The 24,901-nt window shown below is 59.3% G+C and carries 21 protein-coding genes, 1 tRNA gene and 1 pseudogene; 15 read left to right on the top strand and 8 right to left on the bottom strand.

Annotated features, from left to right (window positions below; genetic code table 11):
- Positions 1-260: 260 nt before the first annotated feature.
- The 9 genes from ACI514_RS10215 (at position 261) to ACI514_RS10175 (ending at position 8,482) form a co-directional block, all read left to right on the top strand.
- Positions 261-1,895 carry a methyl-accepting chemotaxis protein gene (locus ACI514_RS10215; protein WP_160057973.1) on the top strand — a complete coding sequence of 545 codons (1,635 nt, stop codon included), beginning with the start codon at positions 261-263 and terminating at the stop codon, positions 1,893-1,895.
- Positions 1,896-2,044: 149 nt separating this feature from the next.
- The gene (gene pnuC / locus ACI514_RS10210) at positions 2,045-2,608 is read left to right on the top strand and encodes a nicotinamide riboside transporter PnuC (protein ID WP_160057974.1); all 564 of its coding nucleotides are present in this window, start codon (positions 2,045-2,047) and stop codon (positions 2,606-2,608) included.
- Positions 2,605-3,129 (top strand): AAA family ATPase, encoded by a 525-nt coding sequence (locus tag ACI514_RS10205; protein WP_160057975.1) that lies wholly within the window; start codon positions 2,605-2,607, stop codon positions 3,127-3,129. The genes pnuC and ACI514_RS10205 overlap by 4 nt, the downstream gene beginning before the upstream one ends.
- Positions 3,130-3,486: 357 nt before the next feature.
- Complete coding sequence (locus ACI514_RS10200; protein WP_127927856.1) at positions 3,487-3,939, top strand: hypothetical protein; 453 nt, start codon at positions 3,487-3,489, stop codon at positions 3,937-3,939.
- A gap of 1 nt (position 3,940) precedes the next feature.
- Positions 3,941-4,516, top strand: a complete 576-nt coding sequence (locus tag ACI514_RS10195) for an adhesin (RefSeq protein WP_160057977.1) — start codon at positions 3,941-3,943, stop codon at positions 4,514-4,516.
- Between the two features lie 73 nt (positions 4,517-4,589).
- A complete protein-coding gene (locus tag ACI514_RS10190) occupies positions 4,590-5,594 on the top strand; it encodes a heme utilization protein (RefSeq protein ID WP_160057978.1) in 1,005 nt (334 codons plus the stop codon).
- A 63-nt stretch (positions 5,595-5,657) separates the two neighbouring features.
- Positions 5,658-6,338 carry a C39 family peptidase gene (locus ACI514_RS10185; RefSeq protein ID WP_127927862.1) on the top strand — a complete coding sequence of 227 codons (681 nt, stop codon included), beginning with the start codon at positions 5,658-5,660 and terminating at the stop codon, positions 6,336-6,338.
- 44 nt (positions 6,339-6,382) lie between these two features.
- Positions 6,383-7,132, top strand: coding sequence for a hypothetical protein (locus tag ACI514_RS10180; RefSeq protein ID WP_160057979.1), 750 nt, complete (start codon positions 6,383-6,385; stop codon positions 7,130-7,132).
- A gap of 45 nt (positions 7,133-7,177) precedes the next feature.
- Entirely contained in the window at positions 7,178-8,482 is a 1,305-nt protein-coding gene (locus ACI514_RS10175) for a hypothetical protein (RefSeq protein WP_160057980.1), read from the top strand.
- Between the two features lie 99 nt (positions 8,483-8,581).
- Here the strand turns inward: ACI514_RS10175 and ACI514_RS10170 are convergent, their stop codons facing one another.
- Positions 8,582-9,907 carry a sigma-54 dependent transcriptional regulator gene (locus ACI514_RS10170; protein ID WP_160057981.1) on the bottom strand — a complete coding sequence of 442 codons (1,326 nt, stop codon included), beginning with the start codon at positions 9,905-9,907 and terminating at the stop codon, positions 8,582-8,584.
- Between the two features lie 354 nt (positions 9,908-10,261).
- On the opposite strand from ACI514_RS10170, the gene ACI514_RS10165 reads away from it, so the two are divergent.
- From ACI514_RS10165 to nhaB, 3 genes are all read left to right on the top strand, one after another.
- Positions 10,262-10,528, top strand: coding sequence for a hypothetical protein (locus ACI514_RS10165; RefSeq protein ID WP_311886994.1), 267 nt, complete (start codon positions 10,262-10,264; stop codon positions 10,526-10,528).
- A gap of 279 nt (positions 10,529-10,807) precedes the next feature.
- A complete protein-coding gene (locus tag ACI514_RS10160; protein ID WP_405123708.1) occupies positions 10,808-12,109 on the top strand; it encodes a hypothetical protein in 1,302 nt (433 codons plus the stop codon).
- Between the two features lie 74 nt (positions 12,110-12,183).
- On the top strand, positions 12,184-13,686 hold the full coding sequence (nhaB, locus tag ACI514_RS10155; protein ID WP_405123707.1) for a sodium/proton antiporter NhaB: 1,503 nt from the start codon (positions 12,184-12,186) through the stop codon (positions 13,684-13,686).
- A 122-nt stretch (positions 13,687-13,808) separates the two neighbouring features.
- Here nhaB and ACI514_RS10150 read toward each other — a convergent pair whose 3' ends face one another.
- From ACI514_RS10150 to gnd, 3 genes are read right to left on the bottom strand one after another with little or no spacing between them, the layout of a single operon-like run.
- Positions 13,809-14,630 (bottom strand): HAD family hydrolase, encoded by an 822-nt coding sequence (locus ACI514_RS10150; RefSeq protein WP_160057985.1) that lies wholly within the window; start codon positions 14,628-14,630, stop codon positions 13,809-13,811.
- A complete protein-coding gene (gene zwf / locus ACI514_RS10145) occupies positions 14,627-16,150 on the bottom strand; it encodes a glucose-6-phosphate dehydrogenase (RefSeq protein WP_160057986.1) in 1,524 nt (507 codons plus the stop codon). Before zwf ends, ACI514_RS10150 begins: the two co-directional genes overlap by 4 nt.
- Positions 16,147-17,127, bottom strand: a complete 981-nt coding sequence (gene gnd / locus ACI514_RS10140; protein WP_405123706.1) for a phosphogluconate dehydrogenase (NAD(+)-dependent, decarboxylating) — start codon at positions 17,125-17,127, stop codon at positions 16,147-16,149. Before gnd ends, zwf begins: the two co-directional genes overlap by 4 nt.
- Before the next feature lie 271 nt (positions 17,128-17,398).
- Between gnd and ACI514_RS10135 the strand changes: the two genes are divergently transcribed.
- The 3 genes and pseudogenes from ACI514_RS10135 to ACI514_RS10125 all read left to right on the top strand — a co-directional run bounded on the left by ACI514_RS10135 (position 17,399) and on the right by ACI514_RS10125 (position 20,337).
- On the top strand, positions 17,399-17,581 hold the full coding sequence (locus ACI514_RS10135; protein WP_016983768.1) for a DUF6026 family protein: 183 nt from the start codon (positions 17,399-17,401) through the stop codon (positions 17,579-17,581).
- 211 nt (positions 17,582-17,792) lie between these two features.
- Complete coding sequence (locus ACI514_RS10130; RefSeq protein WP_160057988.1) at positions 17,793-19,541, top strand: phosphoethanolamine transferase CptA; 1,749 nt, start codon at positions 17,793-17,795, stop codon at positions 19,539-19,541.
- 437 nt (positions 19,542-19,978) lie between these two features.
- Positions 19,979-20,337: pseudogene (locus ACI514_RS10125) on the top strand (DUF6124 family protein).
- A gap of 170 nt (positions 20,338-20,507) precedes the next feature.
- Here ACI514_RS10125 and ACI514_RS10120 read toward each other — a convergent pair.
- The 4 genes from ACI514_RS10120 to fdhE form a co-directional block, all read right to left on the bottom strand.
- A tRNA-Sec gene (locus ACI514_RS10120) sits at positions 20,508-20,603 on the bottom strand.
- 6 nt (positions 20,604-20,609) lie between these two features.
- On the bottom strand, positions 20,610-22,526 hold the full coding sequence (gene selB / locus ACI514_RS10115) for a selenocysteine-specific translation elongation factor (RefSeq protein ID WP_160060099.1): 1,917 nt from the start codon (positions 22,524-22,526) through the stop codon (positions 20,610-20,612).
- Positions 22,523-23,926, bottom strand: a complete 1,404-nt coding sequence (gene selA, locus ACI514_RS10110) for an L-seryl-tRNA(Sec) selenium transferase (RefSeq protein WP_405124211.1) — start codon at positions 23,924-23,926, stop codon at positions 22,523-22,525. Before selA ends, selB begins: the two co-directional genes overlap by 4 nt.
- Positions 23,927-23,971: 45 nt before the next feature.
- Entirely contained in the window at positions 23,972-24,898 is a 927-nt protein-coding gene (gene fdhE / locus ACI514_RS10105) for a formate dehydrogenase accessory protein FdhE (RefSeq protein WP_405123705.1), read from the bottom strand.
- Between the last annotated feature and the right edge of the window lie 3 nt (positions 24,899-24,901).

Genomic DNA, 24,901 nt, shown 5'->3' with positions numbered 1-24,901 from the left:
TTTCTAGCGTTCACTGCGATCAGCGTAGCTGGTTATGGCTGTACCGATTCCGCGCGCACAGGATCCACACGAAACGGTCAAAATTCCGTGAAATATCAATTTGGATTCAGGTTTTCACGCGCGGGGCCGAAATCCTAACAGACAAGCCTTAATAGCGCTGCCGCGTTATACGACTTGGGTCGCGTATGCCCGCTCACGAAATCGTGGTTGGATGCTGGCGGTCGTTTATTACAAGAAAAAGAATCCGGAGTGACAGCGTTATGAACAGCTTGCGCAGTGTGTCGATCAGCCGACGCTTGTGGCTCATCTTGATTGTGGCGGTGGTCATGTTGCTGACCTTGGGCGTGTTGATGCTCAAGCAGATCCACGACGATCTCTATCATGCCAAAGCCCAGAAAACCCAACACGTGGTGCAGACCGCCAGCGGCCTGCTGACCTATTACCACGACCTTGAAACCGCCGGCACGCTGACAAAAGATGCCGCGCAGAAACAGGCCCTCACCGCCATTCGTGGTCTGCGCTACGACCAGAGCGATTACTTCTGGATCAACGATCTCACGCCCGTGATGGTCATGCACCCGACCAACCCCAAACTGGAAGGCCAGAACCTCTCGGCGATCCGCGATCCGGACGGCTTTGCGGTGTTCAACGAAATGGTTGCCATCGCCAAGGCCAAAGGCGCCGGCATGGTCGATTACCGTTGGCCGAAACCGGGCGCCAGCGAGCCGGTGGCCAAGACCTCCTACGTCAAACTGTTCGAGCCTTGGGGCTGGGTGCTCGGCTCCGGGGTTTACGTCGACGACGTCCAGGCCGAATTCCAGGGCCAAATGATCAAGGCTTCGGTCATCGGCTTGGCGATTGCGCTGATCATGGCACTGCTGGTGATCCTGATCGCGCGCAGCATCGTCCGCCCGTTGCAGGAAACCGTGAACGCCATGGCCAACATTGCCAGCGGTGAAAGCGACCTGACCCGCAGCCTCGATACCCACGGCAAGGATGAAGTCACCGAGCTTGCGCATCACTTCAACGCCTTTACCGCCAAACTGCGCCGGGTGATCGGCGATTTGCAGGTGTCGGCCAGCGCTTTGGGCCAGTCGTCCAGTGAACTGGGCAACGATGCGTCGCAGGCCCAGCAACGCAGCCAGCAGCAATCGCAACAGATGGAACTGGTGGCCACGGCGATCAACGAAGTGACCTACGGCGTGCAAGATGTGGCGAAGAACGCCGAGCACGCCGCCGCCGAAATGCGTGACGCCGAAGCGCAAGCGCAACAGGGCCAGATCAACATCGATGGCAGCTTGCAGCAGATCGACAAGCTGTCCGGGACCATTGATCAAGCGGTCGAAGTGATTCGCACCCTGGCTGCCGAAAGCACGCAGATCGGCAGCGTACTGGAAGTGATCCGCTCGATTGCCGAGCAGACCAACCTGCTCGCGCTCAACGCCGCGATCGAAGCGGCGCGGGCCGGTGAGCAAGGTCGCGGGTTTGCCGTGGTGGCCGATGAAGTACGCCTGCTGGCGCAGCGGACGCAGAAGTCGACAGCGGAAATCCAGTCGATGATCGAGCGCCTGCAGAACCATTCCGAAGCCGCCGTAAAGGTGATCGGCGACAGTAGCAAGGCGTCGCAATTGACCATCGAGCAAGCCGGGCTGGCCGGCGCCAGTCTGAACGCCATTGGCCAGGCATTGCGCAATCTCAACGGCCTGAATGCCTCGATTGCCAGCGCTACGTTGCAACAGGCCCACGTAGTCGAGGACATCAATCAGAACGTGACGCAGGCTGCTGGCCTCTCGCACAGCACGGCGATCGCGGCCGAGCAGTCGAGTGCGGCCAGCCTGAAACTTGGCCAGTTGAGCGAACAACTCAACGCCCTGCTGCGCCAGTTCCGCGTCTAGACCCCCCCCCTGTAGGAGTGAGCCTGCTCGCGATAGCGGTGTGTAGCCACTATAAATTTCGCTGACACACCGCTATCGCGAGCAGGCTCACTCCTACACGTTTTTGGGTACAATCCGCCCCCTTCTTTTTATTTCCCCAAGGAACCCCCATGTCCGGGCTTGAACTGTTTGCCGCCGCCCTCGGTGTGATCGCCGTCTGGCTGACGGTCAAACAGAATCCGTGGTGCTGGCCGATCGGGCTGGTCATGGTGTTGCTCTACAGCTGGATCTTCTTTGAAGTGAAGTTGTACTCGGACATGTTGCTGCAAGTGATTTACGCCGCGCTGCAAGTCTATGGCTGGTGGCAATGGACCCGCGCCGGGACGATGCATGACGGCCGCGAGGTCACTCGCCTCGATCATCGGTCACTTTTGCTCGGCCTCAGCGTTGGCGCTGTCGGCAGTGTCTTGCTCGGCGCGGCCATGGCCCATTGGACCGACGCCGCGCAACCGTGGCTGGATGCGGCGCTGACCGGTTTCAGCCTGGTCGCGCAATTGTGGATGGCGCAGAAACGCCTGCAATGCTGGGCGTTGTGGTTCGTGCTCGATGTGATTTTTGTCGGCCTGTTCATCTATAAAGGGCTGTACCTCACCGCTGCGCTGTACGCTCTGTTCACCCTGCTGGCAATTCAAGGCTTTCGCGAATGGCGCGCCGATCCGGCGTTGCGCACATGAAGGTCGTGGTCCTGACTGGGCCCGAATCCACCGGCAAGAGCTGGCTGGCGGCGGGCCTGCAACAACGCTTTGGCGGTGTGCGCGTGGATGAGTACGTGCGCCGCTTTATCGAACTCAATCCCCGTGACACCTGCCTGGCTGACATCCCCGAAATCGCTCGCGGTCAGCTGCATTGGGAAGACCAGGCACGGGCGCAACAGCCGCCGCTGCTGATTCTCGACACCCATTTGCTGAGCAATATGCTGTGGAGTCAGACGCTGTTCGGCGACTGCCCGGACTGGCTGGAATCGGAATTGTTGGGGCGGCATTACGACCTGCACCTTTTACTCTCGCCAGAACAGATCGACTGGACCGATGACGGTCAGCGCTGCCAACCGGATCTGGACGAGCGTCTGGCGTTTTACCAGTCCACGCAAAACTGGCTGGAAACCCACCATCAGCGCTTTCTGATCATTCAGGGCAATTGGGCCGAACGCCAACGACAGGCTTTTGCCGCCGTCGAGCAACTGCTGGCGGAGTGACCCGGCCAACGGGTCAGTTTCCCCAAAGATTCCCCCTGTTTTGGGGGCAAAGTGTCCAATCCTGAAACACTCCGTGAGGTGCAAAGTGCCCGTCTCAGCACTGTTCACTGTTTTGTCATCGCCGTTGTTTCACGGTTGAAACACATCGTCGCAAACCCTCGTTCCAGAGCTTTGTTCAGCCAATAGACAGGTCGGCGCGCGCACGCGTGTATCAATCCTGAAACAGTGTGCGTATCAGCTGCGCGGCTGATTTTTGCAAGCATCTGAAACCAAACAACATTTAAAAAGCGGCACAGCTTTCGCTCTCTTCTTCACAACGCTGACTCGGGCCAGCCCACTGAAGAAGGAATTGCAGCCGTGGGGAATATCCAAAAAGGTTTGACCTGCCTTCTGCTGATCGGATCAGCAGCCAGCACATTGCTCAGTTTCAATGTCCACGCAGAAGGCAATGGCGTCATCGTCCTCAACCGCGATGTCCAGCCGATCCCGATTGGTCGCAATGGCGGCAAAGACCCCTACCCGACCACCGTCAATGCCAATCCGTCCGCACGCATCAACTCCACCATGAACAGCACCGAATTGAGCGACGGCGACTTCGCCGGTGTCGCCAGCGGCAGCGCGTTCCGCACCGTCAACAATGTCCAGGCCGGCAGCAATCTGCCAGGCCTCAATACCGTCACCAATCCCAATGGCATGCCCGGCATGAGCGCAGGACACGGCGGCGGTTCCGGTGGCGCGATTTCCGGCACGATCAACCGCGCCATGAGTTCCGGCCTTGCCCCCCTGACCCGCATGGCCGGAGGCCAATGAAATGAATCGTTCACTCCTTCTGCTTGCCCTGCTCGGTTGCACCACTGCCATGGCTGCTGATCCTGGTTCAGTGAACAAGGCCAACATTCAAGATTCCGGGGTTCAGTACCGCGGCAATTTCAACGTCAACCAGGCCGCTGGCGATCAAATGCAGCAGACCAACGTCAAGGCTGTGGCGATCGGCACCGAGTCCCACGCCACTACCAGCGTTATGCAGAAAATCGATACACCTGCCTCGCGCTCGATGGACGCCAGCGCAACCATCGGCGGCACCTCTTTCAGCAATGGCAACGGGATCCTGGGCGTGAACCAGGGTGCCGGGGCCAACAACCAGATGGCCAACGTCACGCGCGTCAGCATCAGTGCTGCCCCGCAGAGCGTTGACGACAGTGCCCTTTCACAACAGAACGTGGCGCTTTTACCGAGCTCAGGAGCAACTGGTACCTCACCCGGCAGTCGCCAGGTCACGACAAGTGATCAGGCCTTCACCGGCAGCCGCGGGGTAATTCAGGTGAACCAGAGTGCCGGGGTGGGGAACCGTATGGCTAACACCCTGAGCATCCGGGTCGCTGACTGACCCAAACAACAAAAGCAGTGCAATTAGAAAGTACCAACACTTAACCAACTAATAAGCACGATGGAGAAACACCATGAAACCTACAATGGCTCTCAAACCACTGGTTTTCGCACTTGCAGCAGTGATGGCAATCGCAGCACAGGCAGGCGGTCGTGATGACAACAACGGTCATGGTAACGGGCATGGCAATGGACACGGCAACGGTCACGGCCAGCCACAAGGTCCAAATCTTGAACAACTGCTGCAGATCACCGCAGGCGCCGGCGCCGCTGTACTCGACGCGCAAAACAGTGACGGCAACGTGGTGAAAAACCAGGGCACCCTCAACAACGCCAACGCCAGCGACTCGCTTAATGGCTCCAATGGCAACATGGGCGCCAACGTTGCAGCCGGCGACGGCAACCAACAAGACAACGCCGCCGCCCTGGCTACTGCCGACGAAAGCTTCATCTTCGGCACCGCTGTTGCTGCCTCGAGTGCAACTCAAGTCAACAACAACAACTACGTGAAAAACTCGTCCACCTTCAATAACGCCACTCTCAACAATGCAGGCAACAATGGTTCCGGCAACATCGGCATCAACGTCTCTGCCGGCAACTTCAACCAGCAGAAAAACAACCTGGCGATCGCCGTATCCGGTGGCCGTGTAGCCACTGCCGCCGCAGCCGCCAATCAGTCCTCCACCGGCCTGGTTGTAGACAACAAAGGCGTGCAGACCTACAAAACCGACACCCTCACCGGCACCTACGCGGCCGCTGGCGTGTTCAAAGCCAAAGGCACTGCAACCATCGAAGATGATGACCACCACGGCGGTTATGGCAATCGTGGCGGCGGCCACGGTGGCAACGATGACCAGAAAGCCAAATTCGAAGCCGTCGGTACCTTTGGCCTCGCTGGCGTAACCACTCAGCAAGTGATGACCAAAGACGGCTGGAAAGCCCCTGTGGTCAACAATGCCAACATGACCAACTCGATGAACAACTTCTCCGGCAACGGCGGAGCCAACGTCTCGTCTGGTGTGGGCAACCAACAAAGCAACTCGCTGTCCATCGCTGCTGGCTGCAGAGCCTGCCTGTAATCGCGATCGAAACGAAAGCCCCGGAAACGGGGCTTTTCCTCAGTCCGCAAAGGCGTATCGATCATGCGTAAGACGGCCCTCCTCGCTCTGCTTTTCGTCTGTGGCCTGACTCAGGCCGGTCAGATGCCCGTCGCTGCCCTGCCGGGTGGCACGCTCGTCTACAAAAACGTGCAGAGCATCCGTGAGCGCAAGTTTGCCGACATCGTCGAACAGAAAACCGATTTCAGCTGCGGCGCCGCTGCACTGGCAACGGTATTACGCCAAGCCTATTGGCTCGACGTCGATGAGGAGCACATCATCAAAGGCATGCTGGTCAACGCTGACCAGGACCTTGTTCGTACTCAAGGTTTTTCCATGCTGGACATGAAGCGCTACATAGAAAGCATCGGCATGCGCGCCAGGGGTTACAAGATTCCACCGGAAAAGCTCGAAGCGGTAACCATCCCGGTGGTGGTACTGATGGAAATTCGCGGCTACAAGCATTTCGTCGTGTTGCAGCGTTCGGACAAGGATTGGGTTTACATCGGAGACCCGGTGCTCGGCCATAAACGCTACAAACATGATGACTTTGTCAAAGGTTGGAACGGCATTGTCTTCGCGATCGTCGGTCCCGGATATGACAAGGCCAACGCCTTGCGCAGCCCTCCGGTGCCCTTGACGGCCAAGAACAAGCTGGATGGTTTCAACCCGGTCAAAGATGCTGAATTGATGGATTTCGGGTTCATTCAGAGCGACTTCTTTTAATCGCCGATTATAGAAAATGGGACTGGATGTCCCGGGAGCAGCAGATGAAAACCTCATACTGGCTGGCCGCCGCCTGCCTGGCAGCGAGTGCGTCAGGCTATGCCAATGCAGGATTCAAACCCATAGAAATCAAGGACCAGGAGCTCGCCGAGTTGCGTGGTCGTTATGTGATGCCGGGGCGAATTATCAGCTTCGGCATTGTCATGAGCAGTACCTGGCGCAACGCCAGTGGCGATCTGATCGGGGCGTCTGCATCAATGCAGGTGCAACAGACCACCATCAAACCGGAATTTTACGTGTCGACCATCAAGGAGATGGGCAACGGCAATACGCCGCAACAGGGCACGGGATCGATTATCGGCGGTGCCGGCCTTAACTCATCGTCGGGCGTGACGCAGAGCGTACGCGCGGCGGGTGACGGCAACACGGCGAACAACAACGTCGCCATTAACGTCAAGGAAGCCAATCAGGCGCCAGCACTCGCCCCCGTACAGGGCCAAGCCCTGATGGCCGGCCAGACTATTTCCGGCAGTAATGCCGCCGGCAATGTCGCAGTGTCGGCAACCGGTACGGGTGGCGTGCAAATGGCGATACAAGCCAGCGGCAATCAAGGCACGGCACTGCAACAGGTCGCTTCGAGCGGTCTCCTGCAAAACACCCGTCTGCTCGGGAGTGCCAATGTGGTCAACAACCTGACTCAACTTAACGTCGTACTCAATAATAACGGCAGAAGCGCCGGCGCACTGGATTGCAACCTGACTCAACTCGGGGCCCTACGCAGTATTGGATATTGAACTACGCTGAGTCTCGATCATTGGGCTTAAAGGGACGGCTTATTCATGTATCGATCAGTATCACTGCGTGCCGCAGTGTGTTTGAGCGCTCTTCTCCCTGCGGCGATGCTGCAAGCAGCACCCGACGCAGATGTAGAGGCCCTGAAACAGGAACTTCTGGAGCTGAAACAACGATACGAAGTACAACAAAAGGCCCTGGCGGTTCTCGAACAACGAGTCCGCCAGGTTGAAGAACAACCCGCCGCCCCACCACCAAAACGTCTGGCCAAATCGCCATCGGACATGAAAGGCAATCGCGTCGCCACCGGCACCGGTGCGGCAGCAGCATCAGGAGGCGCCGCCGGGGGCAGTGGCGCTTCTTACGGGCAGTCGCTGGCGGACGATTCGCAACCGGCGCAGAGCGTTTCCAACCTGTACGACGAGGCCAGCGGCTTCTTCGGCGGCGGCAAGTTCAGCGTCGAAACCGGCATCACCTACTCGCGCTATGACACCCGCCAGCTGATTCTCAATGGCTTCCTGGCACTCGATTCGATCTTTCTCGGCAACATCAACCTCGACCGGATCAAGGCCGATACCTGGACACTCGACCTGACGGGGCGCTACAACTTCGATAATCGCTGGCAGTTCGACCTGAACGTGCCCGTGGTGTATCGCGAATCGACTTATCAGTCGGGCGGCGGCAATGAGGGCGCGGCGGGTGTCACCACAGAAGAAACTGTCACCAAGGATCCAACCATCGGCGACGTCAACTTCGGCATCGCTTACAAGTTCCTGGACGAGTCGGTCAATACGCCGGACGCGGTAGTCACACTGCGGGTCAAGGCGCCAACCGGCAAAGATCCGTTCGGGATCAAACTACGCCAGACCGATGCCAACTCCAATCTGTTTGTACCTGACACCCTGCCCACCGGCAACGGCGTCTGGTCGATCACACCGGGCATCTCGCTGGTCAAGACGTTCGACCCGGCCGTGCTGTTCGGCAGCCTGTCCTACACCCACAACCTGGAGGAGTCGTTTGACGACATCAGTTCGACGGTCAACCAGAAAAACCCGGGCAAGGTAAAGATCGGCGACAGCTTCCAGATCGGCGCCGGTATTGCGTTTGCGCTGAACGAGAAGATGAGTATGTCGTTCTCGGTGTCTGATCTGGTGCAACGCAAGAGCAAGCTGAAACAGGATGGCGGGGATTGGGAATCGGTGGTGTCCAGCGACGCCAACGCCGGTTACTTCAACGTCGGCATGACCATTGCGGCCACCGACAACCTGACCATCGTACCCAACTTGTCCATCGGCATGACGGATGATGCACCGGACTTTTCCTTCAGTCTGAAATTCCCGTATTACTTCTAGGCAAAAGCAAAAGATCGCAGCCTTCGGCAGCTCCTACATCGGATTTGTGTAATCCCTGTAGGAGCTGCCGAAGGCTGCGATCTTTTGATCTTCAGGTATCTAGCGAATCTGGTGTTTATGCAGCAGGCGATAAAACGTCGGCCGGGACACGCCAAGGACTTTGGCCGCCACACTCAGGTTGTCGCTGTGCCGGTTCAACACATCGCAAAGTGCCTGGCGCTCGGCGCGGGTCTTGTAATCTTCCAGCGTGCCCATGGGGGTAGCGATCGAGTGCTGGCTGATCAGCCCCAGGTCTCGGGCCTCGATCTGCCGGCCTTCGGCCAACACCAGCCCGCGCCGCACACGGTTGGCCAGTTCACGGACGTTGCCCGGCCAGTCATGTTTGCCCATGGCAATCAGCGCATCTTCGCTGAAACTGCGTGGGCGCCGGCCGGTTTCATGGCTGTAGAAATGGGAAAAGTGGTTGGCCAACATCGATAGATCGCCGTGGCGTTCGCGCAAAGGCGCAGTGACCACTTGCAGGACGTTTAGCCGGTAATACAAATCTTCGCGAAATCGCTTCTTCTCGATGGCCGCTTCGAGGTCGACGTGGGTCGCCGCCAGAACGCGCACATCGACCGGGATCGGCTGACTGCCACCGACACGTTCAATGTGCCTTTCTTGCAGGAAGCGCAGCAGATTGGCTTGTAGCTCCAGCGGCAGATCGCCGATTTCATCGAGAAACAGCGTGCCGCCATTGGCCGCTTCAATGCGCCCGACCTTGCGCTGATGGGCGCCGGTAAACGCGCCTTTCTCGTGGCCGAACAGCTCGGACTGAATCAGGTGCTCGGGAATCGCCCCGCAATTGATTGCCACAAACGGTTTACTGTGACGCTGGGATTGTCGATGCAGCGTGCGCGCAACCAGTTCTTTACCGGTGCCACTTTCACCGCGGATCAATACCGGCGATTCCGTGGGTGCCAGTTTGCTCAGTAATTTGCGCAGTTCGCGGATCGGTTTGCTGTCGCCGAGCAGTTCATGTTCGGGCTGATCCACATGAATCGTGCCTTGTCCGCGCAAACGAGCCATGCCGAATGCCCGGCCAAGGGTGACCTGCACCCGTGATACGTCGAACGGCAAGGTGTGGAAATCGAAGAACCATTCACAGACGAAATCACCGACGTTTTGTAAACGCAGGACTTCCTGATTGAGCACCGCGATCCATTCGGTGCCGCTGCGACTGATCAGTTCCTTGACGGCTTCGGGACGTTCGAGGTGAAACGGCTGCAAGCGCAGCAGGCCGACATCACAACTGCGGTCAGCGGCATTTTCCAGGGTGCAGCTATCAACATCCCAACCTACGGCGCGTAATCCGGGCAATAAGCGGTGGCAATCGTCGCAGGGATCGACCACCAATAAACGTCGTAACGCAGGCGCTTCGCTCATGACTGTTCCTTGGCGCCAAATTATTAGAAATGATTGTAAAAACAGTCATTTGGCAGACCCGACTGTAACATTAGCAAGATTTTGACAGGGCCTTGTATCGATTGCTTATAGGCGTACAAGCAAACACGTTATAAGAAGAGAAGTTGTTAGTAAGCTATCGACTAATTCCAGCCTTAACCTTTCAGGGAGCTTCCAAAAACCTGTCTATAAAGCAACTCCATGAAAGAAAGTTGAAATTTCTTTGTTTCATGTGTGACCTGCCTGCGGGTTCGGTGCATCAGTACAAGTACCAGCCGAACGGTAAGCCCAACCGACGGCAGATCAATTGATTGGGCACGACAGAGAGAAAAATCCATGACCGCCCCGCTCCGTATCAACGAAGCTCTTCTGATTGCCAACCACGCGTTCAAACCTTTCCAGTGCGTGGCCTGGGCGCCACAAGACGGCAATGGCGAACTGAGCCTGACCGTGATCGACCGGACCAATTCCCATATCGGTCGCAAGCAGATTCCCAGCAGCACCTACTCCGATCCGGCGCAACTCGAGCAACTGCTGCAGCAGGCTCGCGCTGAACTCAGCGAAGAAGGTCACAGCCTGCAATCCTGGTCGATGCCACACTAACAGTCGGGCAATGCGGATGACATTCAGGTCATCCGCCCTCTTCTATTAGTTGTTTTCTTTTTAACCCTTCGTACTTTTGTACAACTATTTCCAAGGTGTTCAGGCTTAACTGCTTGGGCGGCTTGCTATTGGTTCAAAAAGACACTGTTCTGGCACAGTGCGACCCTCCACCTGTTAGTTCTTCCAGTTGTACTTCTCCCGGTTCAGGGATTGAATGTTTCGCTCATGCAGTTACCCGCCCGGCTCCCGGTACGGGTCAACTCGCAAGGAGATGCGTGCATGTCCACTCTGAACACTTTTACGCTCCCGGCGTTATCAACGACGTTATTGAACCGGACCGGTCAACTCGACAGGACATTTGCCGGGACTGGCGTTGCCCAAGTGTATTTCGCTCGCAGCGTGTCGAGCCTGACGGAGGATGTCGCCGTCGATGCCCAGGGTCGCATTCTCGTCGCAGCGAAAGTCGGCGTCACCGCCGGCAGCCGATTCGGACTGGCCCGCATGCTCGCCGATGGCTCCGCCGATCTGTCCTTCGGTGTTCAAGGCAGCGTGATCGATGCCTTCGCCCCTGGCTTCGAAGCCACCGCCGGCAAAGTCCAGGCACTGCCCGACGGGCGCATCCTGCTCGCCGGCCTGCACTATGAAAACACTCATCGCACCCTACCGGCGCTGGCCTTGTTCGATGCACAGGGCAAACCGGATCTGCGCTTCGGTGACAATGGTCGCCAGGTGGTGCGCCTGGCGGGTGATTTGTCCATGGGCAGCCGCGACAGCTGGCTACCGCCGGGCGTACCGGGCGCCGAAGCCTGCGACTTCGTCGTGCAGGACGACGGGCATATTCTGCTGATCGCCAATCACCACTTCGAACTCGCCGACCATGCCGGCATGCTGATTCGCCTCAAGCCCGATGGCCGCCTCGATGAAACCTTTAATGGCCGTGGCTTTGTGATGATTCGCCACTTGCTGCTCAATACCTGGCTCAGCAGCCTGATACTGCAAAAGGACGGGCGGATTGTGGTGGCAGGTTCCATCGACTTTCCGCAGGAAGGTCTGTTGGCGCGCTACCTGCCCGACGGCCGCCTCGACGAGCGTTTCGCCGTGGACGGCTTCATGGCCTTCAAGGCGCACGGTAAAAGTGCTCAGGTCAGTCAGGTGATTGAAACCTCAGATGCACTGCACTGTTTCGGCAGCAGTCGCGACCCGATTCGCTGTCTGGCATTCAGCCCGCACACAAACGGTCGCCCCAACCTGCACAACCATGGCGGCCAGCCACAATTATTGGAAATCGGCCCCAGTGGCTGCCAATGGAGCGCCGCGCAGCGCATGGCGGACGGCCGCATTATCGCGGTCGGTGCAACCATTGGTGGAATCGAGGCGGATTTTATCGTTGCGCGATACTTGAGTGATGGCTGCCTGGACCACAGCTTCGGCGACGGCAAAGGCTGGTTGCGCACGCGTTTGGGGCGCAGCCTCGACACGGCTAATTCGCTGGCTCTGCAGGCGGATGACGCGATCCTTGTCGGCGGTTATTCGCTGGATGGCAACTACCGAGCGATGGTCGCGCGTTACCTGAACCATTGAAAAACACGGACTGTACTTGATCTTCCGTAACGCATCCGGCAACTTGCGCGCTTCGATAAAACAAGGAGCAACCGATGTCCGGTTCAATGGCCCAGGCGTTCGCGTACAATTTTCTCGGGCAATCGCCACGCTGGTACAAGGCGACCATCGTCGGTTTTCTGATCCTCAATGCGCTGGTGCTGTTCACGGTTGGCCCGGTCGCGGCCGGCTGGCTGCTGGTGATCGAATTCATCTTCACCCTGGCGATGGCGCTCAAGTGCTATCCGCTGATGCCCGGCGGCTTGTTGTTGATCGAAGCGCTACTGTTGAAGATGACTACACCGCAGGCACTTTACGATGAGCTGGTGCACAACTTCCCGGTGATCCTGCTGCTGATGTTCATGGTGGCGGGCATCTATTTCATGAAGGACTTGTTGCTGTTTCTGTTCTCGCGGCTGCTGCTGGGCGTGCGTTCAAAAGCGGCGCTGGCGTTGATGTTCTGCTTTCTTTCGGCGTTTCTGTCGGCGTTTCTCGATGCTCTGACAGTGACCGCTGTGATAATCAGTGCGGCGGTCGGTTTCTATTCCGTCTATCACCGCGTCGCGTCCGGCAATGATCCGCGCCAGGACAGCGAGTTTGGCGACGACCAGAATCTGCCGATACTGCATCACGACGACCTGGAACAATTCCGCGCCTTCCTGCGCAGTCTGTTGATGCACGGCGCTGTCGGTACGGCTCTGGGTGGCGTGTGCACACTGGTGGGCGAGCCGCAGAACCTGCTGATCGGCCATGAAATGGGCTGGCACTTCGGCGAGTTTTTCACCAAGGTTGCACCGGTTTCGTTGCCAGTGCTGGCAGCGGGTCTGGTCACCTGTGTGCTGCTGGAGAAACTGCGTTGGTTCGGTTACGGCACGCTGCTGCCGGACAACGTTCGCGCCGTGCTGGCCAACTACGCCGCCGAAGACAACGCCGAGCGCACAGCTCGCCAACGCGCTGCGCTGCTGGTGCAAGGCGCGGCGGCATTGATCCTGATCGGCTGCCTGGCCTTTCACATCGCTGAAGTCGGCCTGATTGGTTTGATGGTGATTGTGTTGATCACCGCGTTTACCGGCATCACCGACGAGCATCGTCTGGGCAGTGCATTCAAGGACGCCATGCCGTTCACCGCATTGCTGGTGGTGTTTTTTGCGGTGGTCGCGGTGATTCATGATCAGCAGCTGTTCGCGCCGTTGATCCAGTGGGTGCTGGCGCTGCCCGTCGAGCAACAACCGGGCATGCTGTTTATTGCCAACGGCCTGTTGTCGGCGATCAGTGACAACGTGTTTGTCGCGACGATCTACATCACTGAAGTGAAACAGGCATTCCTCGCCGGGCACATGAGCCGTGAGCATTTCGAGACGTTGGCGATTGCGATCAACACCGGTACGAACCTGCCAAGCGTGGCGACGCCGAATGGTCAGGCTGCGTTTCTGTTCCTGCTGACCTCGGCGATTGCGCCGCTGGTGCGCTTGTCGTACGGGCGGATGGTGTGGATGGCGTTGCCGTACACCTTCGTGATGGGGTTGTTGGGCTGGTATGCCGTCAGCTACTGGCTCTGACAAGCACCGAATAAGCCTGTGGGAGCGAGCCTGCTCGCGAAGAGGGAGTGTCAGACGACAGATTCGTTGAATGACACACCGCTTTCGCGAGCAGGCTTGCTCCCACATTTGGTTATGGGGTGTCAGTGAGGGAGGATGTATTTTTTGATCGCCTGGGCCACGCCGTCTTCGGTGTTGGGCGCGGTAACCACGTCGGCTTGACGTTTTACTGCCTCCTCCGCTTGGCCCATGGCGATCGACAAGCCTGCGCAATGGAACATTGCCGGGTCGTTGCCGCCATCGCCGATGGCCGCCGTCTGCTCCAGCGGGATACCGAGATGCTCGGCCAGGGTCGCCAGTGCGGTGCCTTTGTTGGCTTCCAGCGCGGTCACGTCGAGATACACGGGTTGGGAACGCGATACTTGCGCCATGCCGTTAACCTTGGGCAACAGGCGCGCCTCCAGTTCGATCAACAGTTCAGTGTTGTTGCTGGTGGCCACGATCTTGTCGATGCGCTCCAGATACGGTTCGAAACTCTCGACCACAACCGGCGGATAACCGAGGCCATGCTGTTCTCGCGGCACCATCGGCCCGTGCGGATCCTTGAGCAGCCAGTCGCCGCCGCTGAACACCCAGATTTCCACGTCCGGTTGATCGGCAAACGTTGCCAGCGCAATGAGCGCGGTGGTGGCCGGCAGGTAATGTGCAACCAGCAAACTGCCGTCCGGATTGACGATCGTGCCGCCATTGAACGCTGCCGTCGGCAAATCAACGCCCAAGGCTTCGATCTGCTGCAGCATGGCTTTCGGCGGTCGCCCGGTGGCGAGACTGAACAGCACGCCGGCCTCACGCAGCGCACGCACCGCGTCAATGGTGCGCTGACTCAGCGTGTGATCCGGCAGCAACAGTGTGCCGTCCATGTCGCTGAGCAGAAAACGCACAGGTTGTTTCGGCACGTCACTCATCCGAGGCCATGCCAGACGCGACCATCGCGAGTCAGCAGATCTTCGGCGGCTTGCGGGCCGTCTTCACCAGCAGCATAAGTCTGCACGCTGGCGTCCTGTTGCCAGGCGTCGAGGAACGGTTGCACGGCGCGCCAACCGTTCTCGATGTTGTCGGCACGCTGGAACAGCGTCTGATCGCCGGTCAGGCAGTCGTAGATCAGGGTTTCGTAACCGGTCGACGGCTGCATCTCGAAAAAGTCTTTGTAAGCAAAACCCAGTTCGATGTTGGCCATGTTCAACGCCGGCCCCGGCCGCTTGGCCAGCAGGTCGAACCACATGCCTTCGTTGGGCTGGATCTGGATACGCAGGTACGTCGGCTGTAATTCGTCGACTTCAGTGTCACGGAACTGCGCGTACGGCGCCGGTTTGAAGCAGATGACGATCTCGGTGTCGCGCACACTCATACGCTTGCCGGTGCGCAGGTAGAACGGCACGCCGACCCAACGCCAGTTGTCGATCATCACTTTCAGCGCGACGTAGGTTTCGGTGCTGCTGTCAGGCGAAACGTTAGGCTCTTGGCGATAGCCGTTCAGCGCTTTGCCGTCGACTTCGCCGGCACTGTACTGACCGCGCACCGAGTTGGCCCGCGCCTCTTCAGTGGTCCACGGACGAATCGCGCCAATCACTTTGGCCTTCTCGCCGCGAACCGCATCCGCGCCGAATGCCGCCGGTGGTTCCATGGCAACCATGGCGAGCAACTGGAACAGGTGATTGGGCACCATGTCGCGCAGTGCACCGGTGTGTTCGTAAAAACTGCCACGGGTTTCGACACCGACGGTTTCCGCGGCGGTGATCTGCACGTGGTCGATGTAATGGTTGTTCCAGAACGCTTCGAAGAGGCTGTTGGAGAACCGGCTGACCAGAATGTTCTGCACGGTTTCCTTGCCCAGATAATGGTCGATCCGATAGATCTGCTTCTCGGACATCACCTTGAGCAAACAGGCGTTCAGCGCTTCGGCGGTTTGCAGATCGGAGCCGAACGGCTTCTCGATCACCACCCTTCTGAACGCTTCCGGGGTTTCTTCGAGCAGTTTCGCGGCGCCCAGTCGGCGCACCACTTCACTGAAGAAACGCGGCGCGGTGGCCAGGTAGAACACCGCATTGCCAGTGCCGCTGTCGGCGATCTTCGCCGCCAGCGCGGAATAAGTGCTGTCGTCGAGGAAGTCGCCCTGGACGTAGCTGATACCTTTGGCGAGCTTGGCCCACAAGACCGGATCAAGCATCTGATCGCCCTTGCCGACCTTGGCCGCCACTTCGGTACGGATGAAGTCTTCGAGCTTCTGCGCGAAGGCTTCATCGGTAATGGCGTTGTGGTCAACGCCGACGATCCGCAGATTTTCGTCAAGCAAGCCGTCGCGACTGAGGTTGTACAGCGCCGGCATCAGCAAGCGCTTGACCAGGTCGCCGTGGGCACCGAACAAAAACAGCGTGGTCGGTGGTGCGGGTTCTGCCTTGGATTTTCTGCGGATCGTATGGGTCATTTCTTCGGTGTCTCCACGTGGCCGCCGAAGCCGAAGCGCTGGGCCGAAAGAATCTTGTCGCCAAAGGTGCCCTGACCGCGCGAGCGGTAGCGCGAGAACAGCGAGTTCGACAGCACCGGTACCGGCACCGCTTGTTCCATGGCCGCCTCGATGGTCCATTGACCTTCGCCGCTGTCCGCAACAGAGCCGGAGTAGCCGTCAAGCTTCGGATCGCTGGCCAGCGCATCGGCGGTCAGATCGAGCAACCACGACGACACCACGCTGCCACGACGCCACACTTCAGCGATATCGGCCACGTTCAGATCAAAACGCTGATCTTCCGGCAGGCGCTCGCTGGACTTGGTCTTGAGGATGTCGAAGCCCTCGGCGAACGCGGCCATCATGCCGTACTCGATACCGTTGTGAATCATCTTCACAAAGTGACCGGCACCGGCGGGACCGGCGTGGATGTAGCCGTGTTCGGCGCGGTGGTCGTCGGACTTGCGATCCTTGGTGCGCGGGATGTCACCCATGCCCGGTGCCAGTGCGGCGAACAGCGGATCGAGACGCTGCACGGTTTCAGCGTCGCCGCCGATCATCATGCAATAGCCGCGCTCCAGGCCCCACACGCCGCCGGAGGTGCCGACGTCGATGTAGTGCAGGCCCTTTTCGGCCAGGGTCCTGGCCCGGCGGATATCATCCTTATAGTTGGTGTTGCCGCCGTCGATGATGGTATCGCCTGCTTCGAGCAAAGTGCTCAGGGTGTTGATGGTGTCTTCGGTTGGCGCGCCGGCCGGCAGCATGACCCATACCGCGCGCGGCTTGGCCAGGCCGGCAACCAGTGCCGGCAAGTCGGCGACGCCGGTGGAGCCCTCGGCGACCAGGTTATCGATGAAAGCGGTATTGCGGTCGTAAACAACGGTGGTGTGACCGTTGAGCATCAGACGTCGCGCAATATTGCCGCCCATGCGGCCCAGTCCAATAATCCCGAGTTGCATGTGCTGATGCTCCTTACTACAAATAAATGTGTGTCATTGGTTATAGCCCAACGCGACTGATGGAGGTTAGTCCAGAGCGTTGCGATGAAGTTTCCGGGCATTGTGCCCGATCCAGACTGATAACGCCCCGAATCATGCAGAAGACACACCGACCCTGAAAAATAAAAAAGTTCCATTCCCAGGCAAAAGAAATCAAAATCGGCGCCGATAGTAAGTCAGCACCCCAGAGCGGGGGCCTTACATTTGATGCACGCCATTTGCGAGGTGAGCAATGGGCACAGTACACACAGCAATGCCGCCACAAACCCTGTACGTGACAATCCGTCGCGATGAATTGCGTCAGTTGAAAGACGAACGTGACCAGTTGAAGCAGGAACTGGCGCAGCTGCGCCTCTTGACCCAAGGTGCGCAACCGCAACCTTTGCCGGTCGTTCAGCGTCACCCCCACGCCTGATCCCCCGCCTGATTCGGGAACGGCCTCCGCTGTTCCCGACATGATGCACCCCTGCCCGCCGGGCGAAAGCCAAAAAGCGGCAACTAACAAACTTTTCACATTCTCTTCGTAATACTCCGCCCCATTCTGGCCGTACCTGCGCGTACGGCTTTCGTTCGTCGGTTTCATGGATGTTCCGGCGGTGGTTGTAACGAGTGAGCTGGAGCGCCGAATGGCATTGTTCAAACGCAGCAAAACGACTGCGACAGGTTTCGACTGGGCCGGTTTTCTCTGGCTGTTTGTATTCTTCTGGTACTTCTCGGGTATCACCCAACTGCTGATCCAACTGACTGGTACCTCCGGCTTCACCGGGTTCCGTCAGGCGTTCGTCATGAGCGCGATCTGGCTGGCACCGATGTTGCTGTTCCCCAAGCGCACCAAACTGCTCGCCGCCATCATTGGCTTGGTGCTGTGGGCCTGCTCGATGGCCAGCCTGGGTTATTTCTTCATCTATGAGCAGGAATTCTCCCAGAGCGTCATCTTCATCATGTTCGAGTCGAACATCTCTGAAGCCGGCGAGTACATGACCCAGTACTTTGCCTGGTGGATGGTGCCGGCGTTCCTCGCACACACCGCCTTCGCTTACTTCCTGTGGACGCGTCTGCGCCCGGTGTACATGCCCCGTGGCCGCGCATTCGTCGCAGCAATGGCAATTCTGATTGCCGTAATCGGCTATCCGCTGGTCAAACAAACGCTGCGCATGGGCACCTTCGCCCAAGGCTTCGAAAAATTCGAAACCCGCATTGAGCCGGCCGTGCCATGGCAGATGGTCGTGGCCTACCACCGTTACCAGGAAACCCTCGCCGACATGCAGGGCATGCTGCACAACGTCAGCAAGATCCCGCCGCTGAAAAACCTTCAGGACGCCTCGGCCGATCAACCGAAGACCCTTGTGCTGGTGATCGGCGAATCGACCAACCGTCAGCGCATGAGCCTCTACGGCTATCAGCGCAACACCACGCCGGAACTGGACAAGCTCAAGGATCAACTGGCAGTGTTCGACAACGTCGTCACTCCACGTCCGTACACAATCGAGGCGCTGCAGCAGGTCCTGACCTTCGCTGACGAAGAGCATCCGGATCTGTACCTGTCGACGCCGTCGCTGGTCAGCATGATGAAACAGGCCGGTTACAAAACCTTCTGGATCACCAACCAGCAGACCATGACCAAGCGCAACACCATGCTCACGACCTTCTCCGAGCAGGCCGACGAGCAGGTGTACCTGAACAACAACCGCAACCAGAACGCCGCGCAATACGATGGCGACGTGATCGAGCCGTTCAACAAGGCGCTGGCTGACGCGGCACCGCGCAAGCTGATCGTCGTGCATTTGCTCGGCACGCACATGAGCTACCAGTACCGCTATCCGCCGACGTTCGACAAGTTTCAGGATCGAAACGGCGTGCCACCGGGTGTGCGTGATGATCAGGTACCGACCTACAACAGCTACGACAACGCCGTGCTGTACAACGACTTCGTCGTGTCGAGCCTGATCAAGGACTACGCCAAATCCGATCCGAACGGCTTCCTGCTGTACCTCTCCGACCACGGTGAAGACGTGTTCGACTCGGTGGGCCACAAGACCCTGGGCCGCAACGAAAACAAACCGACCGCGCCGATGTACACCATCCCGTTCATGGCCTGGGCATCACCGAAGTGGAAAGCCAACCATGACTGGAACTTCGCCGGTGATCTCGATCGCCCCTACAGCAGCTCGCACCTGATCCACACCTGGGCCGACCTCGCCGGATTGAGCTTCGATGAACTCGACCACAGCAAGAGTCTGGTCAGCGACAGCTTCAAGGCGCGGCCATTGCTGATCGGCGATCCGTACCAGACTGAACAGCGCGCGCTGATCGACTTCAGTTTGATGAAGCCGAAAAAGCCCGACGCAGCACCGGCGGGTGTCGCGCAGCAGTAAAACCAGAAGGGGCCGGAAACGGCCCCTTTTTTCATGTCCACCGCAAGCGAAGTGCGTTATCAGGGACAGACCACCTTTCCCCCAGAGATTCGCGCGACTTTTCGCGTTTTAAACTGGAATGTTTAAAAGACACCTCCAGACACGTCTCTGAGGCTACAAATTCTTGCGCCTTTGCCTACAGCTACGCCAGAATCCGCCGGCTTGTGCGCCTTGGGGGCGGGTTCTATTGTGAGTCGGTCGCTGACGAATCAGCGATCGGGTTTAGCAGCTCGGCAATTTTCAAGGCTCGCGAGTCCCGCCATTACGTTATGGCGGCTTTGCGTGGGGCACTTCGGTGCGCCGGGATCCTTGAGCCTGGTCTGCTAACCCGCGTACAGCCGCCACCCTATCCGTTTAGCAGCGATGGATGACGGCTCCACATCTCAAGGAGCTTTACCATGATCAAACCAACACCCAACCCGCCCGAAACCGACCTCGCCTCCCCCTACGAATCCCTCGATTCAAAAAAGCTCAACGACGCCGCCGAGCGCGCGCTCGATCACTACCTCTGCCCACCCGGCTCCACGCCACCGCCACGCAAGACCCGCAGGATGTACGCCGTCACCGCAGACTTCAAAAACGAGGAACTGCTGGCCGATGCCAGCGAAACACTCGCCTCAGACAGAACCATCGCCCATGACTTCGCCCATCTGATACCGGCATCGCAGCGCAGGACGCTGTTGGGGATCGCGCAGTTGATCATGCTCGGCGAGCTGGCGGTGAATCGGTGATGGATAATCTGGAGTTGCCGCAGTAGCGGGCCTCGCGACAGACTCCGAGTAAGGCGCCGGCAGTGCCGACGCCTTCGCGAGCAGGCTCGCTCCCACAGGGATTCGTGTCGCTCACGCGGGCGCGGTTCCACCGCCGAATTTGCGGGAGCGAGCCTGCTCGCTCCCACACTGGATCGGGGAGATCCGAAGGAAAAACTGGCGGAAGGCAGCCGGAGTCGAACCTGCCCGGGAACGGATGCCGTCCCCAACCGGGTTTGAAGCCCGGCCGCGCCACCGGGCGCGATTGCCTTCCTTGAACTCATTGTGCGCAGGCGTTGGCCAGCGCGTTGTCGGGGCGGATCTGGCGGGATTCGCCGAGGCGTCGGGTCAGGCCGACGCGGTCGAAATATTCCAGATACTGAATGCAGCGTTTGCGTCCCAAGCCTAGCGCATCGCGAAAGGTTGTCACCTGGATCTGCGGATTTTCCTTGGCGAGGTTGACCAGCACTTCGGCCATTTGGCGCAGTTGCACATCACTCAAGAACAGGTCGCGCACCACTTGATGCATCAGACCTAGCCGGGCCAGTTTGCGCAGCAGCAGGCGTACCACGGCGTCGTCCTGGCCGAGCATTTTCGCGATGTCGCGCACCCACGGCGGGTCGAAACCGGCCTGTTCGAACAACGTTTGTAATTCCAGCCAGAGGCTTTCGTCCTCGGCATTCAGACGCACCTGATGATCCGGCAAATGCAGCCACGGCCCGCTCGCCTGAATCGATCCGGCCGTGAGCAATTCATCCAGCAAACTGACAAACGTCGCACGCTCCAGCGCCAACCCACTGAAGCGCCGCAAGCGATCGCGGTCCGGGCCCATCTGGTCGGGCTCCAGTTCATGGAACTGCGCCAGTTGTTCCAACAGGGTGAATTTCAATTGCGCCCAGCGTTGCACATTGAACAGCAGCGGGCCTTGGCGGGTGTCGATCAGGCGCACGTTTTCCGCTAACGACCAGGTTGCGCACGGGCGATTGAACTGACGTTCGAGCCTCAGCGGATCGAGGCCGCCCGCGCTGTAGTTGAGCAACACGGGCAGGACCTGTTCGAACTCGTCGCCCGAAACCAAGGCGCGCAGTTGCGCGAGACGTTCGGGGCTGCGACGTTGTCGCGCCGGGGCGAACGGGTCAAGCACCTGTCCGCCGCCCAAGGTGCGTTGCGCGCTCTGGTCGCGCAGGATCAGCCGATCGCCCTTCACCGCGTGCACCGGCGCATTGATCAGCAGTTGCGCAAACATGCGCTCACCGGCACTCAAGCGCGGCCCTTCGAGCAAGGCCACCCGAGCGACGACATCTTGCGTGCCGAGGTGCACATGCACCGGGTGAAAGTGTTCGAAGGTGCGTTCACCGGGCAATAGATGAAAGTCGATATCGACCCGTTGCGTCGGCGCGTGTAGCCATTCGCTCAGCAGCCACTGGCCGCGATGGATCTGCGCCAGTTCGAGGCGTTCGCCGGTCAGGTTCAACGCCACTCGCTGGCCGGCGAAGGCCTGTTCGGCGGGCTGATTCTGCGCATGCAAGCCGCGCACTCGCACGGTTTTCCCGGATGGCCCGAGGCTGAGTTTGTCGCCGATGGCCACCGCGCCCGACAACGCCGTGCCGGTGACCACAATCCCCGCGCCGGCGACGCTGAACGCGCGGTCGATGGCCAGGCGAAAACCACCTTCACGGCTGCGTTCATGCACTTCACTTTGCGTCTGTAGCAACAACTGGCGTAACCCATCAACGCCCTGCCCGCTCAGGCTCGACACGGTTAGGATCGGCGCCTCGTCAAACGGCCCCGGAGCGAGCAGGTCCAGCACCTGCCGCTGCACCTCTTCCACCCTGCCCGCCTCGGCCCGGTCGCATTTGCTGATCGCCACCAAAGCGCGCGGAATGCCGAGCAATTCGACAATCGCCAGATGCTCGCGGGTCTGCGGCATCACGCCGTCATCTGCGGCGACCACCAGCAACACCAGATCAATGCCCTGTGCGCCGGCGAGCATGTTGTGGGTGAATTTCTCGTGGCCGGGCACGTCGATAAACCCGGTCAAGCCGGCGCCGGGTTCAAGTTCGGCATAGAGATAGCCAAGGTCGATGGTCATCCCCCGCTCGCGCTCCTGCGGGCGACGGTCGCCAGTTTGTCCGGTCAGGGCTTGCAGTAGCGAAGTCTTGCCGTGGTCGATGTGCCCTGCCGTGCCGACGATCACGGTTCGACCTGCAACTGCGGCAACTGCGCGAGCCATGCCGGTTCATCGTCGAGCTGGCGCAGATCGAGCCACAGCGCATCGTCATCGATACGACCAAGCACCGGGATCGGCAAGGCGCGCAGCGCCGCTTCCAGATTAAGCAGAAAGCGACCGCGCAAACGCTTCGACACCTGCGGACGTATGCACAGCGCCGCACTCGGCAAACGCGCCACCGGTTGGCTGCCGCTGCCGATCATGCCCAAGGCGTCAACTGCGCTGACCTGCCACAGCGAACCCAAGACTTCAGCCAACGCCGGTTGCAACCGTGAAGCCTGGATGAAGATGTCAGCTTGCGGACGGGTCAGCAGACGCAAACTCGGCAGACGTTCTGCGAGGCGATCCGGATCGCGGTACAACCCCAGCACCGCCTCCAGCGCCGCCAAGGTCAATTTGTCCACCCGCAGCGCGCGTTTCAGCGGGTTCTTCTTGATCTTTGCGATCAGCTCTTTACGCCCGACGATCAACCCGGCCTGCGGGCCGCCAAGCAACTTGTCGCCACTGAAAGTGACGATATCGGCGCCATCCAGCAGCGCCTGACGCACCGTCGGCTCTGCCGGCAACCCCCAACGAGTCAGATCCAACAGACTGCCGCTGCCCAGATCCTCCAGCAACGGCAAGCCATGTCGATGCGCCAAGTCGGCCAGCTCAGCCGTCGGCACCCGAGCGGTAAAACCTTCGAGGCTGTAGTTGCTCGCATGCACACGCATGATCAAACCGCTGCGTGGGCTGATCGCCGCTTCATAGTCACGAGCATGGGTGCGATTGGTCGTGCCCACTTCGTGCAGGCGCACGCCAGCGCGGGCCATGATGTCGGGAATGCGGAAGGCGCCGCCGATTTCGATCAGCTCGCCACGGGAAATGATGCCTTCCTTGCGCGCGCCCAGACTGTTCAGCGTCAGCAGCACGGCGGCGGCATTGTTGTTGACCACCGTGACGGCTTCGGCGCCGGTCAGTTCGCGGATCAGGCCTTCGATCAGATCATCGCGATCGCCGCGTTTGCCACTGGCCAGATCGAATTCCAGATTGAGCGGATAACGCGCAGCCATTTGCACCGCATCGATGGCTTCGTCCGGCAACAAGGCGCGGCCGAGGTTGGTGTGCAGGACGGTGCCGGTGAGGTTGAAGACTCGGCGTACGTTGCTGCGTTGTTGCTGGGCCAAGCGTTCCCCGACACGGCCGGCGAGTACTTCGGGGCTGATTTCGACGGCTGATAATTGCCCGTTCAACACGCTGGGCCGCAGTTCATCGAGCAATTGCCGCAAACTCGCCAGCAACCACTCACGCCCGTGACGCTCAAGCAAAGGCACACATGCCGGGTGACGCAACAAACCATCAATGGAAGGTAACCGCAGGGACATCAGCCACTCCTGGAGACAGATCACTGCGCAAGAGTGTAGACGTTGTAGTCAGTCGTCTCCGGGGGCCAGTAATAGATTAGGCGCCAAGCGCTGATAACCGTCCTGCGCCAGGCGCATGTCCAGCAACAAACTGCCGAGATCCGCCGACAACGCCTCAGCATCGGCATCGTTTTCCAGATACACCAGTTTCAGATAGCTGTTACAACCCGGACAGACTTCGGCGCGCAGCGGCGCGTGATTGGCCGCATGGCGATCATCCTCAAGGCTCAGATAATCAAGGCCCTTGCTCGACTCGCAATACACACACTTGACCCGCACCACATGCCATTCACAGGCACACAGCGAGCAGACCAGATAACGCAAACCGTTGTGCTTGCCGCGATGGCGGATCACCCCGGCCATCGCTGGCGAACCACAGGCCGGGCATTGGCTGAGGCTGTCGCCGGGTTTGAGTTTCAGGTCCGGCGCGCTGAGCAGCCAGTGACTCCACGCCACTTGCAGCGCCGCGCCAAGAAACGGCACCAGTTGCGCCGGCACCATCGAGTATTGGCCACTGACCAACGCCACGGCCCACGAACGTAACTGGCCGGTACTGGCGACGCGTAACGTTGTCAGCGCCTCAATGACGGCGGGCTGTTCATCAGGTTCATAACGCTGCAGCAAAGCTTCGAGATAAGCCTGCCAGCCCTCTTCGCGCACCAAGGTATCAGCCGCAAACGGCGGCAAACCATGTTGCTGACAAGCCTCGATCCGTTGCTGATCAAACGGAGCCGTCAGCGGCGGATCGTCAAACACCTGCTGCTGCACCCGGCACAATCCGGCAATCAGCCGCAGATACTCGGCCAGCGCATGCCCCTCGGCCAGTTGCTCCAGTCGATCAGCCCGCAGCGCAAACAGATTCGAAGGCGGTAGATACAGAAACGGCGGCGAACTGGCCGCCGCTTCGATTTCCCCGGGTTCCAGAATGGTTGGCAAAAG

The organism is Pseudomonas sp. M20, assembly GCF_045037865.1.
Taxonomy (GTDB): domain Bacteria; phylum Pseudomonadota; class Gammaproteobacteria; order Pseudomonadales; family Pseudomonadaceae; genus Aquipseudomonas.
This window is presented reverse-complemented; position numbering and strand designations above follow the sequence as displayed.